Source organism: Mesorhizobium sp. M7A.F.Ca.US.005.03.1.1, from assembly GCF_003997975.1.
GTDB lineage: Bacteria > Pseudomonadota > Alphaproteobacteria > Rhizobiales > Rhizobiaceae > Mesorhizobium > Mesorhizobium ciceri.
Genome location: NZ_RZRO01000076.1, coordinates 1 through 20205 on the forward strand (window position 1 = coordinate 1; position 20205 = coordinate 20205).

The following is a 20205-nucleotide window of genomic DNA, read 5'->3' on the forward strand; positions in this document are numbered from 1 at the left end:
GGAGAGGGTCGCGGGTCCATCGCCGGCAACGCGCCCGCTGACGCGGCGCGGCGGCGCCAGACCGACCGGCAGCAGCATCTCCTGTGATACCATCCCGGCCGGCGAACCCGGCAGCGGCAGGAAGTGTCGGGACTGAATGTCGTTTTCGCTTTTCGCCTGCCAGCCGGGCGGCACCGAAACCACAAAGCGCCAGTTGCCCGGCTTGCGGATCACGGCCTTTCTGCCTTTCACCGACATGGGGAAATTGGCAAAGCCGGCATTGTTGGTGCGCGCGGACGCGGCGAGCTTGCCGGCTTTATCATACAGCCGCACCATGATCCCGGCCATCGGCCGGTCTCCGGCGCCGTATTTGCCGTCGCGATCGACATCGAAATAGACGAAGGACGAGTAATTGAGCATGCCCCCGCGGCCGCTCCAGTCGGTGCGGACGGCATAGTCGGCAGCCGGATTGGTCTGCCGCCGTCCCTTGCGGCGGCTGCGCTTCCGCCACAGCCGCCAGGACACGACAGCTGCCGCAAGCACCACAAGGGCGGCGAACAGTATCTCGACAGCGCCCAAGTCAGGCATGGAGCCTCCTTTCACAGATCTCGTGGAGGATTGCGTTCATGGGCGATCCGGCTGCGTTGGAATACTTTGCCGACAGGTTATTGCATGTCGGCCAAAAGCGAACCCGGGTTTGGGACAGCGACATGCATCAAGACAAAAGACTTAAAGCGCGTTGCATGGATCCGTTCAAGCGCGACGCATGAAAGCAGTCGCCTTACTTCAATTCCACCCACACCGGCGCATGGTCGCTGGCACCGTCCTCGCCGCGCACGTCGCGGTCGATGCCGGCGGCGGTCAGGCGGCGTGCCAGTTTCTTCGACAGCAGGATGTGATCGAGCCGGAGGCCCGCATCGCGCGGCCAGCGGTTGCGGCGATAGTCCCAGAATGTGTAAAGCGTTTCCTTCGGATGCTTCTTGCGCAGGGCATCAAGCCAACCCTGGTCGAGCAGGCGCCGGAACGACGCCCGGCTTTCCGGCTGCACCAGCGCGTTGTCGTCATAGGAGCGGGTGGCGTAGATATCGCGCGGCTCGGGCACGATGTTGTAGTCGCCGGCCAGCACCACCGGCAGGCCGGTGTCGAGCAACTGTTCGGCATGCGCCTCCAGCCGCGCGTGCCAGGCGAGCTTGTAGGCGAATTTCGGGCCGGGCTGGGGATTGCCGTTCGGCGCATAGAGGCAAGCGACGACAATGCCATTCACCGCCGCCTCGATGTAGCGGCTCTGCCTGTCGGCTTCGTCGCCGGGCAAGGCATCGCGGGTCAACACGGGCTCGGCACTCCGCGCCAGGATGGCAACGCCGTTCCAGGTCGGCTCGCCCTTCCACACCGCGCCATAGCCGGCCGCCGCCAATGCCGAGCGCGGAAACTGCATGTCGCGTGCCTTCAGCTCCTGCAGGCACACGACATCGGGCTTTGCCACAGCCAGCCATGCCAGCAGGTTTTCAAGCCGGCTGTTGATGTTGTTGATGTTGAAGGAGGCGATCTTCATCGAAGGTCAGGAAACGATCCGACCCGACCACGCCTTCACCGTCTCGGCCAGCGTCTTCAGATGGTCGGCGGCCGAAAATCCCGAAATGCTCTTGCGCGGTTTCAGATCATGGTCGCCGTCCTCCAGCCAGATCACCTCGATGCGATCGGAAAGGTCATAAGTCGCAACCTCGTCCCTGGTGCCGAACTCGTCGCGGGTGCCCTGGAAGATCAGCGTCGGCGTCTTCAGATCGGCGAGGTGTTTGGTCCGCAATTGATCGGGCTTGGCCGGCGGATGGAAGGGATAGCCGAGGCACAGCAGGCCTGAAATCTCGCCCTTGGCAAACATCTCGTCGGCAACCATCGAGGCGACGCGCCCGCCCATCGACTTGCCGCCGATGACGAGCGGGCCGGTCACGCCCTTCGCCCTGAGGTCGGCTATCGCCTTGATATATTCCGGGTTGACCGTCTCGGCCCGCGGCGGCGGCTTGCGGTGGCCATAGCGGCGGGCAGCCATATAGTGGAACTCGAAGCGCGCGACCTGGAAGCCGGCTTCGGCCAGCGCCTTGGCGGTGGCGGTCATCGAGGGGGAATCCATCGACGCTCCGGCGCCGTGAGCGAGCAGGATGGTGACGGGGGCGGCATCGTGGCCATCGAAGAGGAATGTGGTCATGGGGCGGCCTTGCTGGAGAGGTCGAGTTCCGTCACACTCCCCTCTGTCCTGCCGGACATCTCCCCCGCAAGCGGGGAGATTGCGCGCTCAACCGCTTTCGCCAATCTCCCACTTTGCAAGCAGGAACGGGACGCCCAAGCTGCCGATCTCCCCCCTTGCGGGGGAGATGGCCGGCAGGCCAGAGGGGGGTGTTCAAGCGCCAGCATCCCTCACCCCGCCGTACGCGCCAACTGCAGATCCACGAACTGCACGCCCTTGGCCGCCACCCGCGACCACTCGGACTCCGCATCGAGTTCGAGATAGCGCACCCACAGCCGCCGCGCCTCCGGCAGATCGCCGGCGTCGAATTCGAGCCGGGCGAGGTTGAACACCGGATCGGCATAGTTTTTGTCGAGCGCGATCGCTTTCTGCAGGTGCCTTCGCGCCGAGGCCTCGCGGCCCTGCTCGCTCATCAGCCCAGCGAGGTTGAACCAGGCCTCGACGAAGGCCGGATCGAGTTTTATCGCATTGATATAATCGTGCGCGGCGTCCGCCGCGTGGCCGCCGGCGCGCAGGCAGTTGGCGCGGTTGAAGGCGGCAATCGCATCGCTCGGATCGATGGCGAGACAGCGCTGGTAGAGTGCGGCTGCCCCATCATGGTCGCCACCCTCCTCCGCCGTTTCGGCCTCGGCAAACAACTCTTCCAGTGTTTCGTCGCCTGCCGAACCGGCGCTGCCCAAATCGAACAGAAGCTGTCCGTCGAGTTCGCTCTGGCCGCCTTCGAGATAGATCGCATCGGCGCGCCCATGCTGCGAGCCGACATTGAGCGACTTGGCGGTCAGCGACGCCACCGGGCCGGAGCGGTGGACGGAGCGCGCGATCGCCCCCCATGTCGCGCCGCCGGCGACGAGCCCGGCATATTTGCGCGCCAGGATCAGGTCGCGGAAGGAATAGGGTTCTGCGTCATGCTCGAACGCATCGAACAGTGACAACAAATCGAGCTCGGCGCCGGATAGCCGCGACTGATCGATCAGCGATTGCCGCGACAGCGAAGACGCTTCCGGTGTCTTCATCAGTCCGAGAAGGCGCAGGAATCCGTTCTCGCTGATCAGCGTCCGCCCGGCCCCGCGCTCGGCGGCGACACGGCGCTCGATCTCGGCATCGCCGTTCCTGGAGAGCCCGGCCTTAGCGAGCAGCGTGCGGCCGCACACGACATGCGTGGTGCGCCTGGTGACGCCGCGCCGCAGCTGGCCGTGCTGGCGTTCGACTTCACGCGCGGCCAGTCTGAGCGGAAACGCCGCCAGCGCGCCGATGGTGCCGAAAACAGCGCCGGTCGGTGCCGTCATTTCTTGCTCTTGCCGACCGCCTTCAGCAGATTGGCCTTCAGCGGATTTTCAGCAGCACCACCCGCTGCCGCTTTCTTTGCAGCTGGCTTGGCAACCTCGTCGGCCTTGCTCTTCGACTTGGCCGGCGGCTTCGATTGCGACAGGCTCGCCTTCAGCGCATCCATCAGGTTGATGACATTGCCGCGCTCCGGTGCCGCCGCAATGATCGGCTTGTGGCCTTTCAGCTTCTCGCGGATCATCATCATGAGTGCCGCCTCGTAGCGGTCCTCATAATTCTTCGGATCGAAGGTGGTTTCCTTCTGCTTGATCAGCGCTTCGGCGAGCTGCAGCATTTCGGGGTCGGGCTTGCCAGCTGGAATATTGCCAAAATATTCAGCCGTCCCGCGCACTTCGTTCGGGTTCCTCAAGGTGCACACGAACATGCCGTTCTCGCGCGCGCCGATCGTCACCACGCGCTCGCGGCTCGACAGCACAAGGCGGGCGATGGCGAGCTTGCCGGATTTGCGCATCGCTTCGCGCAACACGGCGAAGGTTTCCTCCGCCATCGCGCCGTCGGGCGCCATGTAGTAGGGCGCGTCCTGGTAGATGACGTCGACCTCGTCCTCGTCGACGAAAGCCTCGATGTTCATCGTATGGTTGGATTCGATGCGCACCGCGTCGAGGTCTGCATCATCGATGATGATGTACTGCTTGTCCTCGTATTCGTAACCCTTGACCAGATCAGCACGCTCGACGAGCCCTAGTTCGGGGTCGACCGGCTTCATGTTGATGCGGTTATGGGTCTTCTTGTGCAACTGGTTGAACGAGATGCGCTCGCTGGCGCTGGTGGCGGGATACAACCGCACCGGACAGCTCACGAGGCTGAGTTTGAGGTAACCTTTCCAACTTGCCCTGGGCGCCATGAAACACTCCTACGCGGTCATGCACTGACATTTTAGCTTGAGCATGATCTTCTCCGAAAACCGGTTCCCACTTTTCGGGATCATACTCTCTGCAGCGCTTTCGTCCGAAGGACGATTGGCGCCGCGCAAATCCTACACCGACCCCACACGATACAGGCAAATCCCTGACGAAATCTTTTAGGACGCCTAAGGGTCGCAGGCGAAGGATAATTCAAATTGTACGAAGCGTCGATCATACTCTTCGTCGTCTTCGGGCTAAGCAAGGAGCGAAGCGACGCGGCGCATAACCTAGGATGACGAGCGCAGGGTCGGCAAATCCCGCGCGAACTCGTCGATCTCGGCCCACGGATCGCCCGACGTCGCCAGCAGGCCTGGCAGCGACGAATAATTCAAATCCTGCGGCGCATCGATGGATTCGAGGTCGCTCCAGCTGACCGGCGTCGAGGCCGGCAGATTGGTGCGGGCGCGCAAGGAGTAAGGTGCTGCGGAGGTGTGGCCGCGCGCATTGCGGTGGTAGTCGATGAAGATGCGCTTCTTGCGGTTGTCCTTGCCCATGGTGGTGGTGAAAGTATCAGGCGCCGTTGTCGCCAGATGCGTGGCGATCGCGCTGGTTGCCTGGTGCAGTTTCTTCCAGTTCTGCTTGCCTGTCACAGGTACCGTGATGTGGATGCCGCTGCCGCCGGAGGTCTTGGCGAACGGCACCAGCCCCAGGCGCCCCAATTCGTCCTTGATGTGCACGGCGGCCTCGACCACCTCGCGCCAGGCGATCCCCTCTCCCGGATCGAGGTCGAGGACGATCTGGTCGGGTCTGTCGAGGCTGGCGCGGTGGGTGCCCCAGGTGTGGAACTCGACGACGCCGAACTGCGCCAGCGCCAGATACCCTTTCGCGCCTTCGACCGAGAGATAGGATTTGGTTTCGCCCTCGGAATTTGTCGCCTCGAATGTCACCACCGAGGGCGGCATGCCGGTGAAGGCGTGGCGCTGGAAGAAGCAATCCTTCGGCAGGCCGGTCGGGCAGCGCACCAGCGACACCGGCCGGCCGAGAATGTGCGGCAGCATGAAATCGCCGACCAGCGCGTAATAGACGGCGATGTCGAGCTTGGTCGGGCCGGTCTTGCCGAACAGCCGGCGCGTCGGGTTGGTCACCCAGATGGTGGCAAGGTCAGCCTCGGCGATCAGCCGCTTGCGTGTCGAGGATACCGGCGTCGACAGGCCGACATCCCTCAAACCGCGGAAGACGCCGTGGCGCAGTGCGTTGTCCGCTGTGCGGTTGGCGTAGTGGATGCGCGCCGACAGCAGCGGCCGCACCCAGTTCATCTCGCGCATGATCTCGCGCGGAACGCCCTCGGGCGCGGTGGCGCCTTCCCGCAGCGGCTCCAGCCTGGCGAGCAATTCACCGGCTGTGGCGGCATCGAAACCGGTGCCGACCTTGCCGCGATAATGCAATTCACCGCCCTCGAACTCTGCCATTCCGAGCGCCGCCAGCCCTTCGGCCGCATCGGAGATGGTGAAGCCGGCGATGACGAAGTCGTCCGACAGCAGCGCCTTGGTCTTGGTCCAGCTTTTGCTTCGGCCGCTCTGATAGATGGCCGTGGCGCGCTTGGAGACGACACCCTCCAGCCCCAGTTCCGACGCCTGGTCGTAGAGCCCCTGCCCCGAGCCCTCGACATGGTCGGAGAACTGGATGGCGGAATTGGCGCCGAGGCCCGACAGCATCTGCGCGAGCAGCGCCTTGCGCCGGACCAGCGGCGCCTTGGTCAGGTCCCAGCCGTCGAGATGGAGAAGATCGAAGGCGTAGAAATGGAGCTTGCTGCCGGCGCCCTCGGCCAGCGCATCCTGCAGCAGCGCGAAACGGCTGATGCCCCGGGCGTCGAGCACCACGATCTCGCCATCGATGATGGCGTCGCGGCACGGCAGTTTGGCGAACGCATGCGGCAGGTCGCCATAACGCTTCGTCCAGTCGATGCCGCCACGGGTGATCAGCTTGACCACGCCGTCAGTGAGATGCGCCATGGTGCGGTAGCCGTCGAATTTGATCTCGTGCAGCCAGACTTGTTTGGTGTCTTCGCCATCGGGTGGTTTTGGCACCTGCGTCGCCAGCTGCGGCTCGATACGGGCAAGCATGGGGGCCTTGAAGGCGCCCGGCAGCGTGCCGGGCTTCAGCGATCCCTGTCTGGGCGCGGGTTTGGCGGCGGGCTTTGCCGGCGCCGCCAGCTCCTCGATGCGCAATCCGGATTTGACGCTCTCCGGCCGGGCCGTGAGGATGTCAAGCGCGGTGTCGGCGGCGAGGTCGCGCTCCTTGAACAGCAGCCAGTTCTTCTTGTTTTCGTCCTCGCCGGGTTTCGGTTTCAGCCGTGTCAGCATCCAGCCGCCATTGAGCTTGTCGCCGGCCAGCCGGAACTTGAAGGCGCCGGTGCGCAAGCTCTTTTCGACATCGTCCATCGGCGCCCAGCTGCCGGTGTCCCAGACGATCATCGGCCCGCCGCCATACTCGCCTTCGGGAATGACACCCTCGAAGTCGATATATTCGAGCGGATGATCCTCGGTCTCGACCGCCAGCCTTTTGTCGGCCGGATTGAGCGAAGGCCCGCGCGGCACCGCCCAGCTCTTCAAGACATCGCCGACCTGCAGTCGCAGATCATAATGGTCTGCGGTGGCGTGGTGCTTGTGCACGACGAAGCGGTTACCGTCGCTGCTGACGAGCCCGCCAACCGGCTCCGGCGTCTTGGCGAATTCGCGTTTGGCGCGATAGGCTTTGAGCTTTGGTGGAGTTGTCATCGCAAAGATCGAAGCACGGCGGCCAGGAACAAGCCAGTCACGCTCTCAATCGTCAGCGGCCGGCGTCAACTCGAGCTCCGCCGGCGACAGCCCTTGCTGCAACTGGCTCAGCCGGAATTCGTCGACCCAATAGGCCTCGCCATCGACCAGAACCCGGGCTTGGTAGGTGCCCTCCGAAAAACGCTGCTCGGTGATGTAGACCTTGTGACGATCGAGCGCTTTGCGCACCGCGGCGCGTTTGGAATTCTGACCTGTGACGGGACTGAACATGACACTGCCCTCGGTCGCCTGACACGCAACACGGCCGCTGTCGGCGGCCTTGCGACTGGCTCCAAGGATGCCGGAGACGAGGTGTCCTGTCAATTTTCGTGGCAGTGCAGGTTGCAGTCCGGTTAAATTTTGCAGTCTTTTGAAGATGCTCGGGTCTCGGCCTGAATCACGATGTGAAGCGCGCGAAGACGAAGCCGCGCGTGATCGTGCCTGTTGCCGCCAGCCTACGAAGCGGCCGGCATACCCGAATGAGTGGATTTTCGGACTTCCCCGATGAGATCGAGTGTCGCTGCCGCGACCTCGGCAACCTGAAGCCGCTGCACACAATAGACCCCACCGGGGTTGTTTTCTTTACAAACACCTGGAGCGATGCATGGACAGGGCATGACCGGCTGGAGCGTCCGGTTCGGGACACCGAACGGGCCCCATTGCTCGGGCGACGTCAGGCCGTACAACCCCACCGCTGGAGTTCCGACAGATGCCGCGATGTGCATCGGGCCGCTCTCATTGCCTAGAAAGATTGATGCTTCGGCCAACAATGCCGTCAGGACTTCAAGCGAGGCCTTTCCGACGACACTGGCGACCGGCGACGCTGCCACTTCAAGGATCCTTTGCGCGGCAAGCCCCTCGTCCGGCCCACCAACGAGCAGAGATCGCAACCCGGTTTTGGCGTATACCTCGTCGATGACCGCAGCAAAATGTTGCGGCGGCCAACAACGCCCTTCGAACCTAGCGCCGGCATGCACGGCCACATATGACTTCTTTGCCAAAGCGTTTTCCGCAAGAATCCTGGCACACTCTTCCTGGGCGGTCCCGTTCGGCTGCAGCCGAGGCGTTGGGTCCTGACAATCCAACCCAAGCGCGTGGAGTGGAGACAGGTTCCTGTAGAGATAATGGGGGCCACCCTGTCCGAAAGTCGCGGCGAGAACGTTTGCAAGCTGGATTTCCCAGAACTTCATCGGATGCTCGGAAGGATCGAAGCCGACGCGAAGTGGAGCGCCGATCAAACGATGCATTATCCGCGAGGTTTTTGAATCGGCAAGGTCGATGCTAAGATCGAATTTTCGACGCCGCAGATCAGAGATGACGCCACGATAGTCGCTCAAACGCTTGAGCAGAGTCCTTCCTCTGCCGCGGGATTCAAAGCCAACGGCAACATCGGCGATCCCTTGCGCGACGATGAACTGCTTGAGTCCCGGCGCACAAAGCATGGTTACCGATGCTTGTGGATAAGAAAGACGCAGATTGCGAACCAAAGCAGATGTCAGAACGACATCTCCAATGTACTTCGTTTGAATAATGAGGATGGAACGAATCCCATCTCCTAAACTTGCATTCATCGAGATGATCTGCCGAAAACGCCAATTTGAGAAAATCTGCCGACGACACTCATTTCTGAACGTCAAGCGCGCTTTCAAATATAGAGCCAACCAACCCTGTCAACAACCTTGCCGGCCTTGGTGCCTCTTTGCATCGGTCGTCGGCAGGACCGGCAAACGCTCGTCCTCAGTCCTTCAATCGCCGCAAGCGGCGCGTCAGGCCCTGAACGGCTTTGAGCAGCCGTGGGCGCGACCGCGTCATGCCTTCGACCCGGCTGCGCAGCAGAATGGCTGCGTTCGCAGCCCTGCCCCGCACCGTCACCGGTTCGCAGATCTCGGCCAGAACCGAACTCGCGGCACCAATATGTTGCTTGTAGCCCTGGCCGCCGACCGACAGGTCGAAATAGTCGAAGCCCCGCTCGCATCCCCACATCATCAGCTTGCCCATCGTCGTCAGGCCGGGTGAGACATTGGCGACCGCATTCTGGTCGATGCCCAGCAGGAGGGCGTGAAGTGTGCCTTTTCTGACCAGCACATAGATGGAGGCGAGCCAGGCTTCACCGACGCGTAGACCGAAGAGCCGCACCGATCCATTCGACAGGCCTTGCAGCGCCGCGGCGCGGTAGAAATCGACGACCGGGACCTGCGTCAGGAGATCGAAACGCCCAAGCTCACGAAAACGCTTCAGCCGCAGTTCCAGCAGCACATCCAGGAGCTCCTCGGTCAGATCCGGCGTGTCGGCCTCGACCAGAGCGAGGCCCCCAAGCTGTTCGAAGCCGCGGCAATGCTTGCGGAAGGCCTTGGCAAAGGACGGCTTGCAGATCCGCTTGATGAGCGTCTCCGGGTCGCCATGCAGGACGAGGCCGGAGGTGACCTGGATGGAGTCGCGCGCCACCGAAAGCAGTGCCAGCGGATTGACCAGGCCGTGGATCTGCTGCGGGATCCCGGCGATATGGATGCGATCCGCCGGTGGCAGAACGGCACGGACCGCCGCCCACATGGCGTCGGCACTCTGCCTGGTCCACGCTCTCCCATCCGCCAGCAGCGGCACCGAGTAGTCGCACACGCGGCAGCTCAGCCATTCGATGACGTGGTGGCCGAGGGCCCGGCGCCGCATCAGCGGCAGCAGCATGGCCGGCGCGCCGGTCACGGCGTCACTCACCTCGATGACGACCAGGTCCGCGTCCTTGGGCATCAGCCGTGCGGCGATTCCTTCGACCCAGGCATAGTGCTGATGGGCAGTGCAGACGCCGTGCGCCTCAAGCAGCAGCCATAGCAGCCTTACGGTATCGAAACTGGTGTGCAGCCGAGCCGTGAAGTGCGCGGTTGCATCAGCGTTGGCGACAGTCGGGGAAAACCGCCCACCGGGCAAATCCCTTATCGGAGTCGTTCGCGCCGCGTAGCTTGCCACATGCTTCTCCCGTCATTCCGATCCCCCACGCAGGCGCCGCAAGTCCCGCATCAGTCCCTGGAGCCTCTTCAGCAGCCGAGGTTTGGAGCGCACGAACACCTCGGTCCGGTTGCGGACCTCGATGGCTGCGCTCACGGCGCTGCCTCGCACCGTAATCCCGTGGCAAAGCTCGCGCAGGCCCGAACCCACGGCACCCATATGTTCCTTATAACTCTGGTTGCCGACCGACAGGTCGAAATAATCGAAACCGCGGCCGCGCGCCCAACTCATCAACTTGCCCATGATCAGAAGTCCCGGCGAGACATTGGGCACCGCGCCCTGATCGATTGAGATCAGCAGAGCATGAACGGTGACTTGATGGATCAGCAGGTATTGTACCGCGATCAGAGCTTCACCAACACGCAACCCGAAGAGCCGCACCGATCCATCCGACAGGCCCTCGAGAGCGGCGTTTCGATAGAAATCGACAGCCGTCGCCTGTGTCAGCAGGTCGAAGCGGCCCAGTTCGCGAAAGCGGCTGAGCCGCATCCGGACCAGGCCGCCGAAGATGACCTCCACCAGGGCCGGCGTGTTGGCTTCGACCAGTTCCACGTCGCCAAGCCGTTCGAGGCGGCGCCAGTCCTTGTTGAAGGCCTTGACGAAGGATGGCCGGCATAGGCGCTTGAGCACGGTTTCCGGGTCGCCGTCGATGGCGAGGCCGAAGCTGGTATGCAGGGAATCGCGCGTGGCTGCGAGCAAGGCCAGAGGGTTGGCGATGCCGCTGATCGATTGCGGAATTCCCGTGATCTGGATGCGGTCCGCCGGCGGCAGCACGGAACGCACCGCAGCCCACGCGGCCTGCGCCGATTGCATCGTCCACGGGCTGGCATCGGCCAGCAGCGGTGCCGAATAGTCGCAAACGCCACAGCTCAGCCATTCGATCACCCGATGGCGGAAGGCCGGCCGCCGTATCAGCGGCACCAGCATTCGCGGCGCGCCCGTCACGGCATCGTTTACCTCCACGATGAGCAGTTCCGCACCTTCCGGCATTAGCCGCGCGACGATCCCCTCGGCCCAGGCATAATTCTGGTGGGCGGTGCACACACCGTCCGCCTGGAGGCGCAGCCAGAGCGGCCTCACCGCTTCCAAGCTGGTGTGGAGCCGCGCCGTGTAGGCATCGATGGCGACGACGGTGGCCGGATGGGAGGACTGGCCATCGGGCGAGCCGGTCACCGCAGCAATTTGCACCGCCTGGACTGCCATGTTTTTTCCTATCGCTTTGCCGTAGCGAACGGCAGCGTCCGCCGCCACGCGCCCAACCGGCTGTCGCGCGCCTCATCGGGATGCTCGATATTCCACATGCGGTGATGCGCGAAATACCACGATGCCACGAGCACGAACATCTCCGAGACGGCGGAACCCAACAACGCCCACGGCGGAGACGCGATTGCCAGCAGGGCCGCGATCAGCGCCAGCCCGACGACCGCGCCGCCCGTGGTGATGAACGCGACGATCCGAAAATCGCCGAGTATCTCAAGCACGATGCGGGGCATGATATAGAGCATGATCGGGACAAAATTCGCGATCACGAAAAGCCCGATGAACCAGGTCGAAGCGTCCTGGAGAGCCTGGGATTTTATCATCGGCAGGACGAACATGATCGCACATCCATAAGCAAGGCCGCCGAGCCCCATGACGAGCGCCCAGATCTTGGCCTGCGTCCAGACACGGCCTGTTTCATTGTTCCGCATCAGCCTGGCGAGATCCGGCTGCGTCATGTTGACGAATGCAAGGCTGATGATGCGCAGCGGAGCAAACAGCACCAGAACCGCCGCCAGCGGTGCGTAGGCGGCTGGCCCGGCAATGCCGGCGACCAGCAGCGCCAGACATTGACCCTGGATGTTGGTGGTGGTCGCGCTGAATGCCGACCAGCGCAGTTGGGGCCAGAGCCTGACATAGCGTCGGCGCGTCGGCATGCGGAAGCTGATGCGAAGCGAGCGCCGAGCCAGGCGGACCAGGACGAAAATGCCGAACACATTTGCGGCTGCAAGTGCATAGAATACGGTCTGCAGCGGGTCTTGGACCAACCAGATCGACAGCCCGGTCAGGACACAGCCGGCGACTGTAAAAGCGCCATCGCTGATGGAGACGACAACCTGCTGGCGCCGTGCGAAGAAAGCCGTGCGCATATGGCTGCGCAACGACCAGGCACCGACGAAGCAGCCGGCGGCAATTCCGCTTGGATCTCCAAGGACATGCATCAGAACAGCCGTGCCGACGGCCATCAGCAACGCCACGATCAGCGCCGCCGTTCCGAACGCCACGTCATAGGTATCGACGCCGGCGCTGTTGGTGCTCTTGCTCATCCAGATGCTGGCGGGAACAGCGGTGAGCGACCTGATATAGGACAGGCCGACCCCGCCCATCACCATGCCGATGGCGAAGAGGCCGTAGCCCTGCGCCGACAGCATGTGCAACAGCATGATGTTGAGGGCGAAATGAAAGCCGCTCTGCATCGCCTCGCCGCCGATCATCAGCACGAGGCGTCGAACCAGATGGCTCGGAAACGCTAACTTCACGGCCGTGTCTCCGCTGCGCGGGCAGCGGGCGCCCTGCCCGGCCGCGCGATGGTCGTCTTCAGCTTTTCGGCGGCGATCGCGGTGATCGCCGCGGCCGCGACCGGCTCGCTGAAGATCGCCTCATAGCGCGCGCGCCCGGCAGCGACAAACCCGCGCCAGGCCTCAGGGGCGAGGATGATCTCCTGCAATTTCGCGCCAAGAGCTACTGCGTCGCCGGGCGGAACATGCCAGCCGGTCTGCCCGTCGCTGACCACTTCCACCAGCCCGCCGATCGCCGACACAAGCGGCGGCCGGCCATAAGCCATCGCCTCGATGGCGACGCGGCCCAGCGATTCCGGACGCCGCGACGGCACGGTGACGATGTCGGCCCAGCGATAATGCTCCGAGGGATCGGGAATGAAAGGCAGGACTCCGACGCGCCCGGCAAGCCCCATGGTTTCGACCAGTTCGGCAAGCGCACGCTCGCGCTCGGTGCTTTCGAAGGCGCCGCCGACCAGCCGCACCTCGACCCTCGCCTGGAGTTCTGCCGGCATCGAGGCGATCGCCTCCAGCAGGACCTCCTGCCCCTTGATCCGGTTGATGCGGCCGAGCAGCAGCACCCGCAATGGGCGCTTGCCGTCATACGTCATTGGTTCGACCGCCGCCGGCCCGGCAACGCCGTTGTAGACGACATATGCGCGCGCCGCCTTGGGATCGCCAAACGCGGTGCGTGTCGCGCGCGAGTTGAAGATCAGATCCGCATGGCTCCAGCGCATCAGGCCGACAAGTACCCTGCGCATGGCGCCTTCGGGGATTTCGTGGATGTGCAGGACGGCCTTGTAAGGCAGCAAGCGCGCGGCCAGCGCATAGTCGGCAACGATCGAGGTGTTGACATAGACGAGGTCGCAGGCCTTGAGGCGCCGCCACGCCCTGAACACGGCAACCGGCAATCGCGCCATCTCGACTGTCGCAAGGCGCGCAATGGCCTGGCGCCTCAACACCCAGAGCGGTTCGAAGACGATCCGGCTGGCATGCGCTTCCAGGATCTGGACGATCGGCCCGCTGCGCGGCAAGACCACCTCGATGTCGGCCGACGGAAACGCGGCGCGCAGCGCAGCCACGCTCTCCGCGAAGCTGCGGTCAGAACCATAGAGTTCATAACCCTGATGAACGCAGGCAATCCGCATCTTTGTTTCCCGCCGGATGCTACAACCATCGCGCTGGGCGATTGTGGCAGAACCCCGTCCGCAAGAATCATGCCTGGTTCGATATGTCCGCCTATCGGTTCGATATGTCCGACTGCCGGCCGTACGCCCCTGGCATTGCTTCGTTTCGATACAGCTACGCACAGAAGGGTTGACCGAGAATGAAACAACCACCGGGTTCAACACCGTTTTTTTACAACCCCGCGCCATGATCCCCTCCCAGGATACCGAAATCGGAAGATGGCACGAAAGTTGCGGTCTGCTCATTATAAATTAAGCAATATCTAATATATGAGATGTGTGAAAGTGCCGCCGGCCATGAAACCAGAAAAGCCCGCCATTCTAATCCTGGGGACCCGCGGCATACCCGCGGCCCATGGCGGCTTTGAAACCTTTGCCGAAAAACTGGCGCTGTTTCTTGTCGGGCGCGGCTGGAAGGTCGGCGTCTATTGCCAGGATGAGGTCGAGCGGATCGACCAGCGGGTGCGCAGCGAAACCTGGCGCGGCATCGAGCTCATTCACATCCAGGTCGCCTCCAAGGGACCGCGCGCGACCCTGGAATTCGACTGGCAATGCGCCCGCGATGCTGCCAGACGACAGGGCGTTTGCCTGGTGCTCGGCTATAATGGCGCGGTCTTCCTGACCTGGCTCAGGCTGAAGCGGCGCAAGATCTTCACCAACATGGACGGCATCGAGTGGCGTCGCCCCAAATGGGGGATGGCGGCGCGAACCTGGTTCTGGCTCAACGAATGGATCGGCGCTTGGGCCTCGCACCGGCTGGTCGCCGATCATCCCGCCATCGCCGATCACCTGGCGACGCGCCGGTCGCGCAGCGCCATCGCCACCATCGCCTATGGCGCCGATCCGGTGGCATCAGCGCCCGAGGCGCCGGTCCGGGCGCTCGGCCTCGAGCCCGGGCGTTATCTCATCTCGATCGCGCGCATCGAACCCGACAACAACATCCTGCCGATTGTCGAAGCCTTTTGCTCCACCAAGCGCGACATGAAGCTGGTGGTGCTGGGAACGCTGTCCGACGACATCCCCTACCATGCCGCCATCCGCAAGGCGGCGAACGGTTCGGTGGTGCTGCCGGGCGCCATTTACGACCAGGCAACGGTGAAGGCCCTGCGCTTCCACGCCCGCGCCTATCTGCACGGCCACACGGTGGGCGGGACCAACCCGTCGCTGGTCGAGGCGCTGGCGGCCGGCAACATGGTGATCGCGCATGACAATCCCTACAACAGGTGGACCGCAGGGGCTGCGGCGATCTACTTCACCGACAAGAACAGTTGCGCCGAGCGGATGCAGCAGGCGCTGGACGATGATGCCCTGGTCAAGGCCTGCGGCGTTGCCGCGAGGGCGCGGGCCCGCGAAGCCTTTCGCTGGGACGATGTCCTGCTCGCCTATGAAAACGAGGCCTATCATCTGCTCGGCATGACCGCCGCCAAGACCACTGCGATGGATCACGCATCGCCAGGAACCGTATGATAGGCTGGTCGCGCCGGCGGGTGCTGCGGACCGCGCTGTCCACTGCAGCGGCTCTCGGCTCGCTCCCGGTCGCACCAATCGCTCGCGCCGCCGCCGAGACGCGGTTTCGGCGCGGCGTCAACGCCTGGCCCTGGTTCTCGCTGACGCGTGAATTTCCCGCACCCCGCACCGACTACGGCTGGCCGCCCTTCCAGTCGCAACGGCCGGTGCCGACCCCAGACGACCTGCGTCGGTTGCGCGAGACCGGGCTCGATTTCATCCGCTTGCCCGTCGATCCCGGCCCTTTCCTGGCCGCCGACGCCAAGACGCGCAGTCAGTTGCTGGACATGCTGGACGCCGCCGTCACCGCCACCCTCGACGCCGATCTTGGCATCATCGTCAACATCCAGGCCAACGCTGCCACCCATTACTGGAACCCCGACCGCATGGTCTCCAGCACCGCCGCACCCGCTTTCGATCTCTATCGCGGGCTGGTCGGCGAGCTTGCCGGCAGGCTGGCGCGGTTCCAGCCCGGCAGGGTGGCGCTCGAGCCGGTCAACGAACCGGCGCAGGCCTGCGCGTCGAACGTCTGGTTGCAAATCCAGCTCGCGCTTCTGACCGCGGCAAGGGCATCGGCAGCGACCCTGCCGTTGGTCGTCACCGGAGGCTGCGGCTCGATGGCGAGCGGACTGACCGCGCTCGATCCGGGCCCGCTGTCGCCCTTCGAGCCGATCCTGTTCACCTTCCATTTCTATGAGCCCTATCTGTTCAGCCATCAGGGCGCGCCCTGGATGCGCGAGCCGGTCTATCGGTCGCTCAACAATGTGCCGTGGCCGGCATCCGCCGGCTCGCTGCAACAGACGCTGGCATCGGTCAGGGCGCGCATGGCGCAGGACACCGAAACCCCTGAAGACGCCAAGCAAGCAGCCTATGCCGAGACCGAGCGTGTGCTGAAAGTCTATTTCGACGCCCAGCCCGACCGCTGGTTTGTCGACAAATATCTTCGCCAGGTCCGCGATTGGGCCGATGGCCATAGCCTTGCGCCGGAACGCATCATCATGGGCGAGTTCGGCGCGCTGCGCACCGACGCCCGCTATGTCGCCGCGCCCAATCCGGATCGCGGGCGCTACATCGCCGATGTGAGGCGGAGCGCCGAGGAACTCGGCTTCGCCTGGGCACTGTGGGATCTCTTCGATGGCATGGGCATGATGGACGACACCACCCGGGCGCTGGACCCCGATATCATCGCGGCGCTTGGCCTGACCATGCCGGCGGACTGACCGGCCTGAACGCTGCCCGCGCCGGCCGATAGAGCACCAATGCCAGCACCACGAACTTGGTCAGCAGCGTCGTCTTCGACGCGACGCTTTCCGAAGTGTTGATCAGGATGACCCAGCCCAGCATCGGCAGCCAGATGCCGGGATGGCAGCGGCGCGCCACCTCGAACAGGAACAGCACGAAGCCGAACGTCAGCAAAAGCGTGAAGAAGGCGCCCTGATAAAGGACCGTGCGGATGATCGGGTTCTCGATGCCCTGTTCGAGACCGTTGATGCGGCGCAGGCTGTCGATCAGGTCGACATCCGGCCCCACGATCAGATCGCGCAATTCCAGGTGCTTGAAGAGCTCGAACATCTCGACCCGGGCATTGGCGCTGCCGCTGTCCGACACGAAGCGCTCCAGCAGCGCGTCGAAAAAGCCCAGATATGCCGCCACAATGATGACGACCGGCAGCAGGGCGGCGAGCATGAAGCCGAGTGCCGCACCCAGGAGATTGACGCGGCCCTGGCGCAATTTGGTGATGCCCTGAAAAAGCAGGTAGCAGCCGCCGAGCACCACCGTCGTCACCATCGCCGTGCGGCCGCCGAAGGCGACGAGTGCCGCGCATTGCAAGCCGATCAACCCTATCCGCACAGGCATCGACAGGGATCTGGCACCGGAGAGCAGCGCAAGCACATAGATCGACGTCACCATGGCATTGGCAAGCGGATGCCCCTGCAGCGCGCTCGAGCGCAGATCGGTGGTAAACGCCACGCCGTCGAGGCGATAGGGGAAGATAAGCGTTTTGGTGGCGAACTCGAAAAGGGCAAGCAAGGCATTCGCCGTCATGACCACGTGGACGACGGTCTGCAGCCCGGCGAAGGTCCGTTCGTCGTCCTCGCTGAGCATCAGCACGAGAAGTGCCGCAGCCACGAACGTATCGATCATGCCGGCCATACCGGGCCGCTGCCTGGCGATGACGACGACCAGAAGCACGATCGATATGGCGGCCATCAGCGCGCTGGCCGGCCGCCTGTCGGCGAGATGGACGATATGGCCGACCGGATTGCCTGATGCGCAGGAGCGCCAGGCAAGCAGCAGGACGATGAGATAGGTGGACGGGTGGATCTTGGTCGCCGGGTTGCCGAACAGGCCATCATAATTGTAGCCGACCAGCCACAGCATGCCCCCCGAGATGCTGAACAGCACCGCTACCGCCGCGATCAGTCCGAAGCGCGTCAGTGCATCGACCGAGGTGCCGGAGATGGGCGTGCCGGCGCGGGGTGCGGCAGCACCAAGGTTCGAAGCGCTTGCGCTCCAACTGGCCGCCATATCAGGCGGCCTCGTCGACCAGCAAGGCGGCTGTCGGCAGGCGCCCCATGACGGAGACCGCCTGCGAAGTCGTCGTGACGTCGCGCATCGGGGTGGCGTTCAGCGTGGCGACGAGCACGATCTCGTCGGCCATGGCGACCAGCGGCGAGGCATTGAGATTGTCGGCCAGCGCGCCACCGTCGATGACGACGAGGTCGAAGCTCCGGCTGGCCCGCGCCAGCATCTGCTGCGCAAAATAGATGCCATGCGCTTCCTGGAAGACCGCCTTTGAGCGGCCCCTGCCCAGCACGGCAACGTTGCTGCCGGCGGCGTAATGGCTGACGGCCTCGAACGCGTACTCGCCGCGCAGAACATCGAGGATCCCCGGCTGCGGATCCTTCTGGCCGCCGCCGCCAGCATTGGCATCGATGAACAGCACACGGCTACCCCTGGATGCCGCGGCATTGGCCAGCAGCCGCGCCACCCGGCTACGCTGCGCGCCCTCGCCCGGCGACGATGTCACCAAGATGGAAGGCACCAGCGGCCAGTCCGCCGGACGCTGGCCCGAACTGAACATGCGCCTCAGCGCAAGGCCGACGACGGCATCGGTCTTCTGGCTGGAGGCGGCGGCGCGCGCCCCGCCGAAAGGCCACCAGCGCCGGCCTGTGTCCGACTTTGCCGGCACCACGCCCAGCACCGGCGCGTCGATGGCCGACTGCATCTGGGCGCTGGAAAGCACCGTCGGCGAGGAATATTCGGCGATCAGCGCCAGACCGGTGCCGAGCCCAAGGCCGCCGAATATCGCGCCCAGCAACAGCAGCGGCAGAGGCGGCCAGCTCTTCTTCAAGGCGGGCATGGCGTTGGAGATGATGCGCGCATTGGTGCTGTCGACATTGATCTGCTCGCGCGTCTCCTGGGCGCGCTGGAGATAGTTCGAGTAGACGGAACGCAGCGCCTCGAGGTCGCGCTGCAGTTCGCGCAGCCGCACCGAGGCCTGATCGGTGTCGAGCGACTTGCTCTTCATGCCGGCGACCTTGGCTTCCAGCGCCTGCTGGTTGGCCAGCGCCCGTTCGTAGTCGGTCTCGGTGGCGGTGGCGATGCGGCCAAGTTCGCGCGCGATCAGCTGGCGCGTGTCGCGCAGTTGCTGCTGGGCTGCGATCAGCGAGGGATGACGCGGCCCCAACTCCGTGCCGAGCTGCGAGACCTGGTCGACCAACGTCGCCTCTTGCGCCCGCAGGCTCGAGATCACCGCCGAGCGCATTGCTTCCGAAGTTGCGTCCGGCGTGCCGCTCTGCCGGCGCATCTGGTCGACCTGCGCCTTCAGCGCCGCGGTGCGGCTCTGCGCCGCCGCAAGCTGCGTGTTGATCTCGGTCAGTTCCTGGTCGCTGACCAGATTGCCTGCCGCCATCACCATGTTGTTGGCGGACTTGTAGGCTTCGACGGCGTTTTCGGCTTGCTGGACGCGCTTGCGCTGCTCGTCCAGCCGCGCGGTGATCGACTCGGAAGCGTCCTTGGCCATTTTCGCGCGCGCGCTCGCCTGGTCGACCAGGTAGGCCTGCGCGATGGCGTTGGCCAGGAGGGCGGCTTTGTCGGCGCTCTTGGCGGTGACGATGACGTCGAGGACCAGGACCTTGTCGGCCCGCTTCACCGCCAGGCGCCGGCGCAGCGCGTCGAGTGTCTGCACCGACCTGTCGCCTTCGGCTGATGCCGAACCGAGCAGGCGCGACAGCAAGCCCTGCCCATTGAATTCCGGATCCTGCGTCAGGTTTGTCGCCGCGATCGCCCGCATCAGCACGCCCGTCGACTGGACCACGCTGACCTGGCTCTCGACCTGCGTGATGCCGCCATCGGGTGAGATACGGCTGGGATTGACGTCGTTGGTGACCACCTGCAGGTCCTGCGGATCGATCAGGATTTCCGCCGCCGAGCTGTAGAGCGCCGGTGTGAAAAGGCCGTAGAGCAGGGCGACCAGCGTCAGCAGTGCGACGGTGCCGAAGATCCAGAACCGGCGGCGCACCAGGATGCGCTTCAGATCGCCCAGTTCGACAGTGGAGGCTGCATATGATCCCGCGCGTGCCGGATCCGGGGAGTGTTGCTGAGGAACCATGGGCAGGGATGATTGCATGGCTGCCTCCGACAATACTCCATATGCCGGCAAGACCAGTTTGCGGCGCTAACCTAGCTATTCCTCCAACTGTTAAAACATTGTTAATTATGTTGAGAGGTGACGTGAATTTTGGC

At 64.0% G+C, this 20205-nt stretch carries 17 protein-coding genes; 3 read left to right on the forward strand and 14 right to left on the reverse strand.

The features are described 5' to 3' along the window. The coding region (locus tag EN990_RS25455) for an SdrD B-like domain-containing protein (RefSeq protein ID WP_281056320.1) at window positions 1-567 on the reverse strand (567 nt) is incomplete at its 3' end. Between the two features lie 38 nt (window positions 568-605). On the opposite strand from EN990_RS25455, the gene EN990_RS25460 reads away from it, so the two are divergent. After that, window positions 606-749, forward strand: coding sequence for a hypothetical protein (locus tag EN990_RS25460; RefSeq protein WP_127224232.1), 144 nt, complete (start codon window positions 606-608; stop codon window positions 747-749). Window positions 750-760: 11 nt separating this feature from the next. Here EN990_RS25460 and EN990_RS25465 read toward each other — a convergent pair whose 3' ends face one another. From EN990_RS25465 to EN990_RS25520, 11 genes are all read right to left on the reverse strand, one after another. Further along, on the reverse strand, window positions 761-1531 hold the full coding sequence (locus tag EN990_RS25465; RefSeq protein ID WP_127365689.1) for an exodeoxyribonuclease III: 771 nt from the start codon (window positions 1529-1531) through the stop codon (window positions 761-763). 6 nt (window positions 1532-1537) lie between these two features. Beyond that, the gene (locus tag EN990_RS25470) at window positions 1538-2182 is read right to left on the reverse strand and encodes an alpha/beta fold hydrolase (protein ID WP_127368645.1); all 645 of its coding nucleotides are present in this window, start codon (window positions 2180-2182) and stop codon (window positions 1538-1540) included. 209 nt (window positions 2183-2391) lie between these two features. Continuing rightward, on the reverse strand, window positions 2392-3507 hold the full coding sequence (locus EN990_RS25480; protein ID WP_127368646.1) for a tetratricopeptide repeat protein: 1116 nt from the start codon (window positions 3505-3507) through the stop codon (window positions 2392-2394). Further along, complete coding sequence (locus EN990_RS25485; RefSeq protein ID WP_013530615.1) at window positions 3504-4409, reverse strand: Ku protein; 906 nt, start codon at window positions 4407-4409, stop codon at window positions 3504-3506. Before EN990_RS25485 ends, EN990_RS25480 begins: the two co-directional genes overlap by 4 nt. A gap of 288 nt (window positions 4410-4697) precedes the next feature. Continuing rightward, window positions 4698-7187 carry a DNA ligase D gene (gene ligD / locus EN990_RS25490; protein WP_127388419.1) on the reverse strand — a complete coding sequence of 830 codons (2490 nt, stop codon included), beginning with the start codon at window positions 7185-7187 and terminating at the stop codon, window positions 4698-4700. A gap of 45 nt (window positions 7188-7232) precedes the next feature. Continuing rightward, entirely contained in the window at window positions 7233-7457 is a 225-nt protein-coding gene (locus tag EN990_RS25495) for a hypothetical protein (RefSeq protein ID WP_027160830.1), read from the reverse strand. A 224-nt stretch (window positions 7458-7681) separates the two neighbouring features. Continuing rightward, window positions 7682-8863: a glycosyltransferase family 9 protein gene (locus EN990_RS25500; protein ID WP_348629897.1), complete on the reverse strand. Its 1182-nt coding sequence runs from the start codon at window positions 8861-8863 to the stop codon at window positions 7682-7684. A 100-nt stretch (window positions 8864-8963) separates the two neighbouring features. Then, window positions 8964-10187: a GNAT family N-acetyltransferase gene (locus EN990_RS25505; protein ID WP_127385385.1), complete on the reverse strand. Its 1224-nt coding sequence runs from the start codon at window positions 10185-10187 to the stop codon at window positions 8964-8966. 12 nt (window positions 10188-10199) lie between these two features. After that, window positions 10200-11429, reverse strand: a complete 1230-nt coding sequence (locus tag EN990_RS25510) for a GNAT family N-acetyltransferase (RefSeq protein WP_127369232.1) — start codon at window positions 11427-11429, stop codon at window positions 10200-10202. An 8-nt stretch (window positions 11430-11437) separates the two neighbouring features. Then, window positions 11438-12745 carry a hypothetical protein gene (locus EN990_RS25515; protein ID WP_024501738.1) on the reverse strand — a complete coding sequence of 436 codons (1308 nt, stop codon included), beginning with the start codon at window positions 12743-12745 and terminating at the stop codon, window positions 11438-11440. After that, complete coding sequence (locus EN990_RS25520; RefSeq protein WP_127385384.1) at window positions 12742-13911, reverse strand: glycosyltransferase; 1170 nt, start codon at window positions 13909-13911, stop codon at window positions 12742-12744. The genes EN990_RS25515 and EN990_RS25520 overlap by 4 nt, the downstream gene beginning before the upstream one ends. Before the next feature lie 336 nt (window positions 13912-14247). Here EN990_RS25520 and EN990_RS25525 point away from each other — a divergent pair, with 336 nt between their 5' ends. Continuing rightward, a complete protein-coding gene (locus EN990_RS25525; protein WP_164753832.1) occupies window positions 14248-15417 on the forward strand; it encodes a DUF1972 domain-containing protein in 1170 nt (389 codons plus the stop codon). Beyond that, complete coding sequence (locus EN990_RS25530; protein ID WP_127385383.1) at window positions 15414-16676, forward strand: cellulase family glycosylhydrolase; 1263 nt, start codon at window positions 15414-15416, stop codon at window positions 16674-16676. The genes EN990_RS25525 and EN990_RS25530 overlap by 4 nt, the downstream gene beginning before the upstream one ends. Here the strand turns inward: EN990_RS25530 and EN990_RS25535 are convergent. Together EN990_RS25535 and EN990_RS25540 are read right to left on the reverse strand one after the other, a co-directional pair. Beyond that, complete coding sequence (locus EN990_RS25535) at window positions 16639-17985, reverse strand: VpsF family polysaccharide biosynthesis protein (protein WP_127369054.1); 1347 nt, start codon at window positions 17983-17985, stop codon at window positions 16639-16641. The two genes, EN990_RS25530 and EN990_RS25535, sit on opposite strands and share 38 nt — an antisense overlap. 1 nt (window position 17986) lies before the next feature. After that, complete coding sequence (locus EN990_RS25540) at window positions 17987-20089, reverse strand: exopolysaccharide transport family protein (RefSeq protein ID WP_127369053.1); 2103 nt, start codon at window positions 20087-20089, stop codon at window positions 17987-17989. Window positions 20090-20205 lie beyond the last annotated feature (116 nt).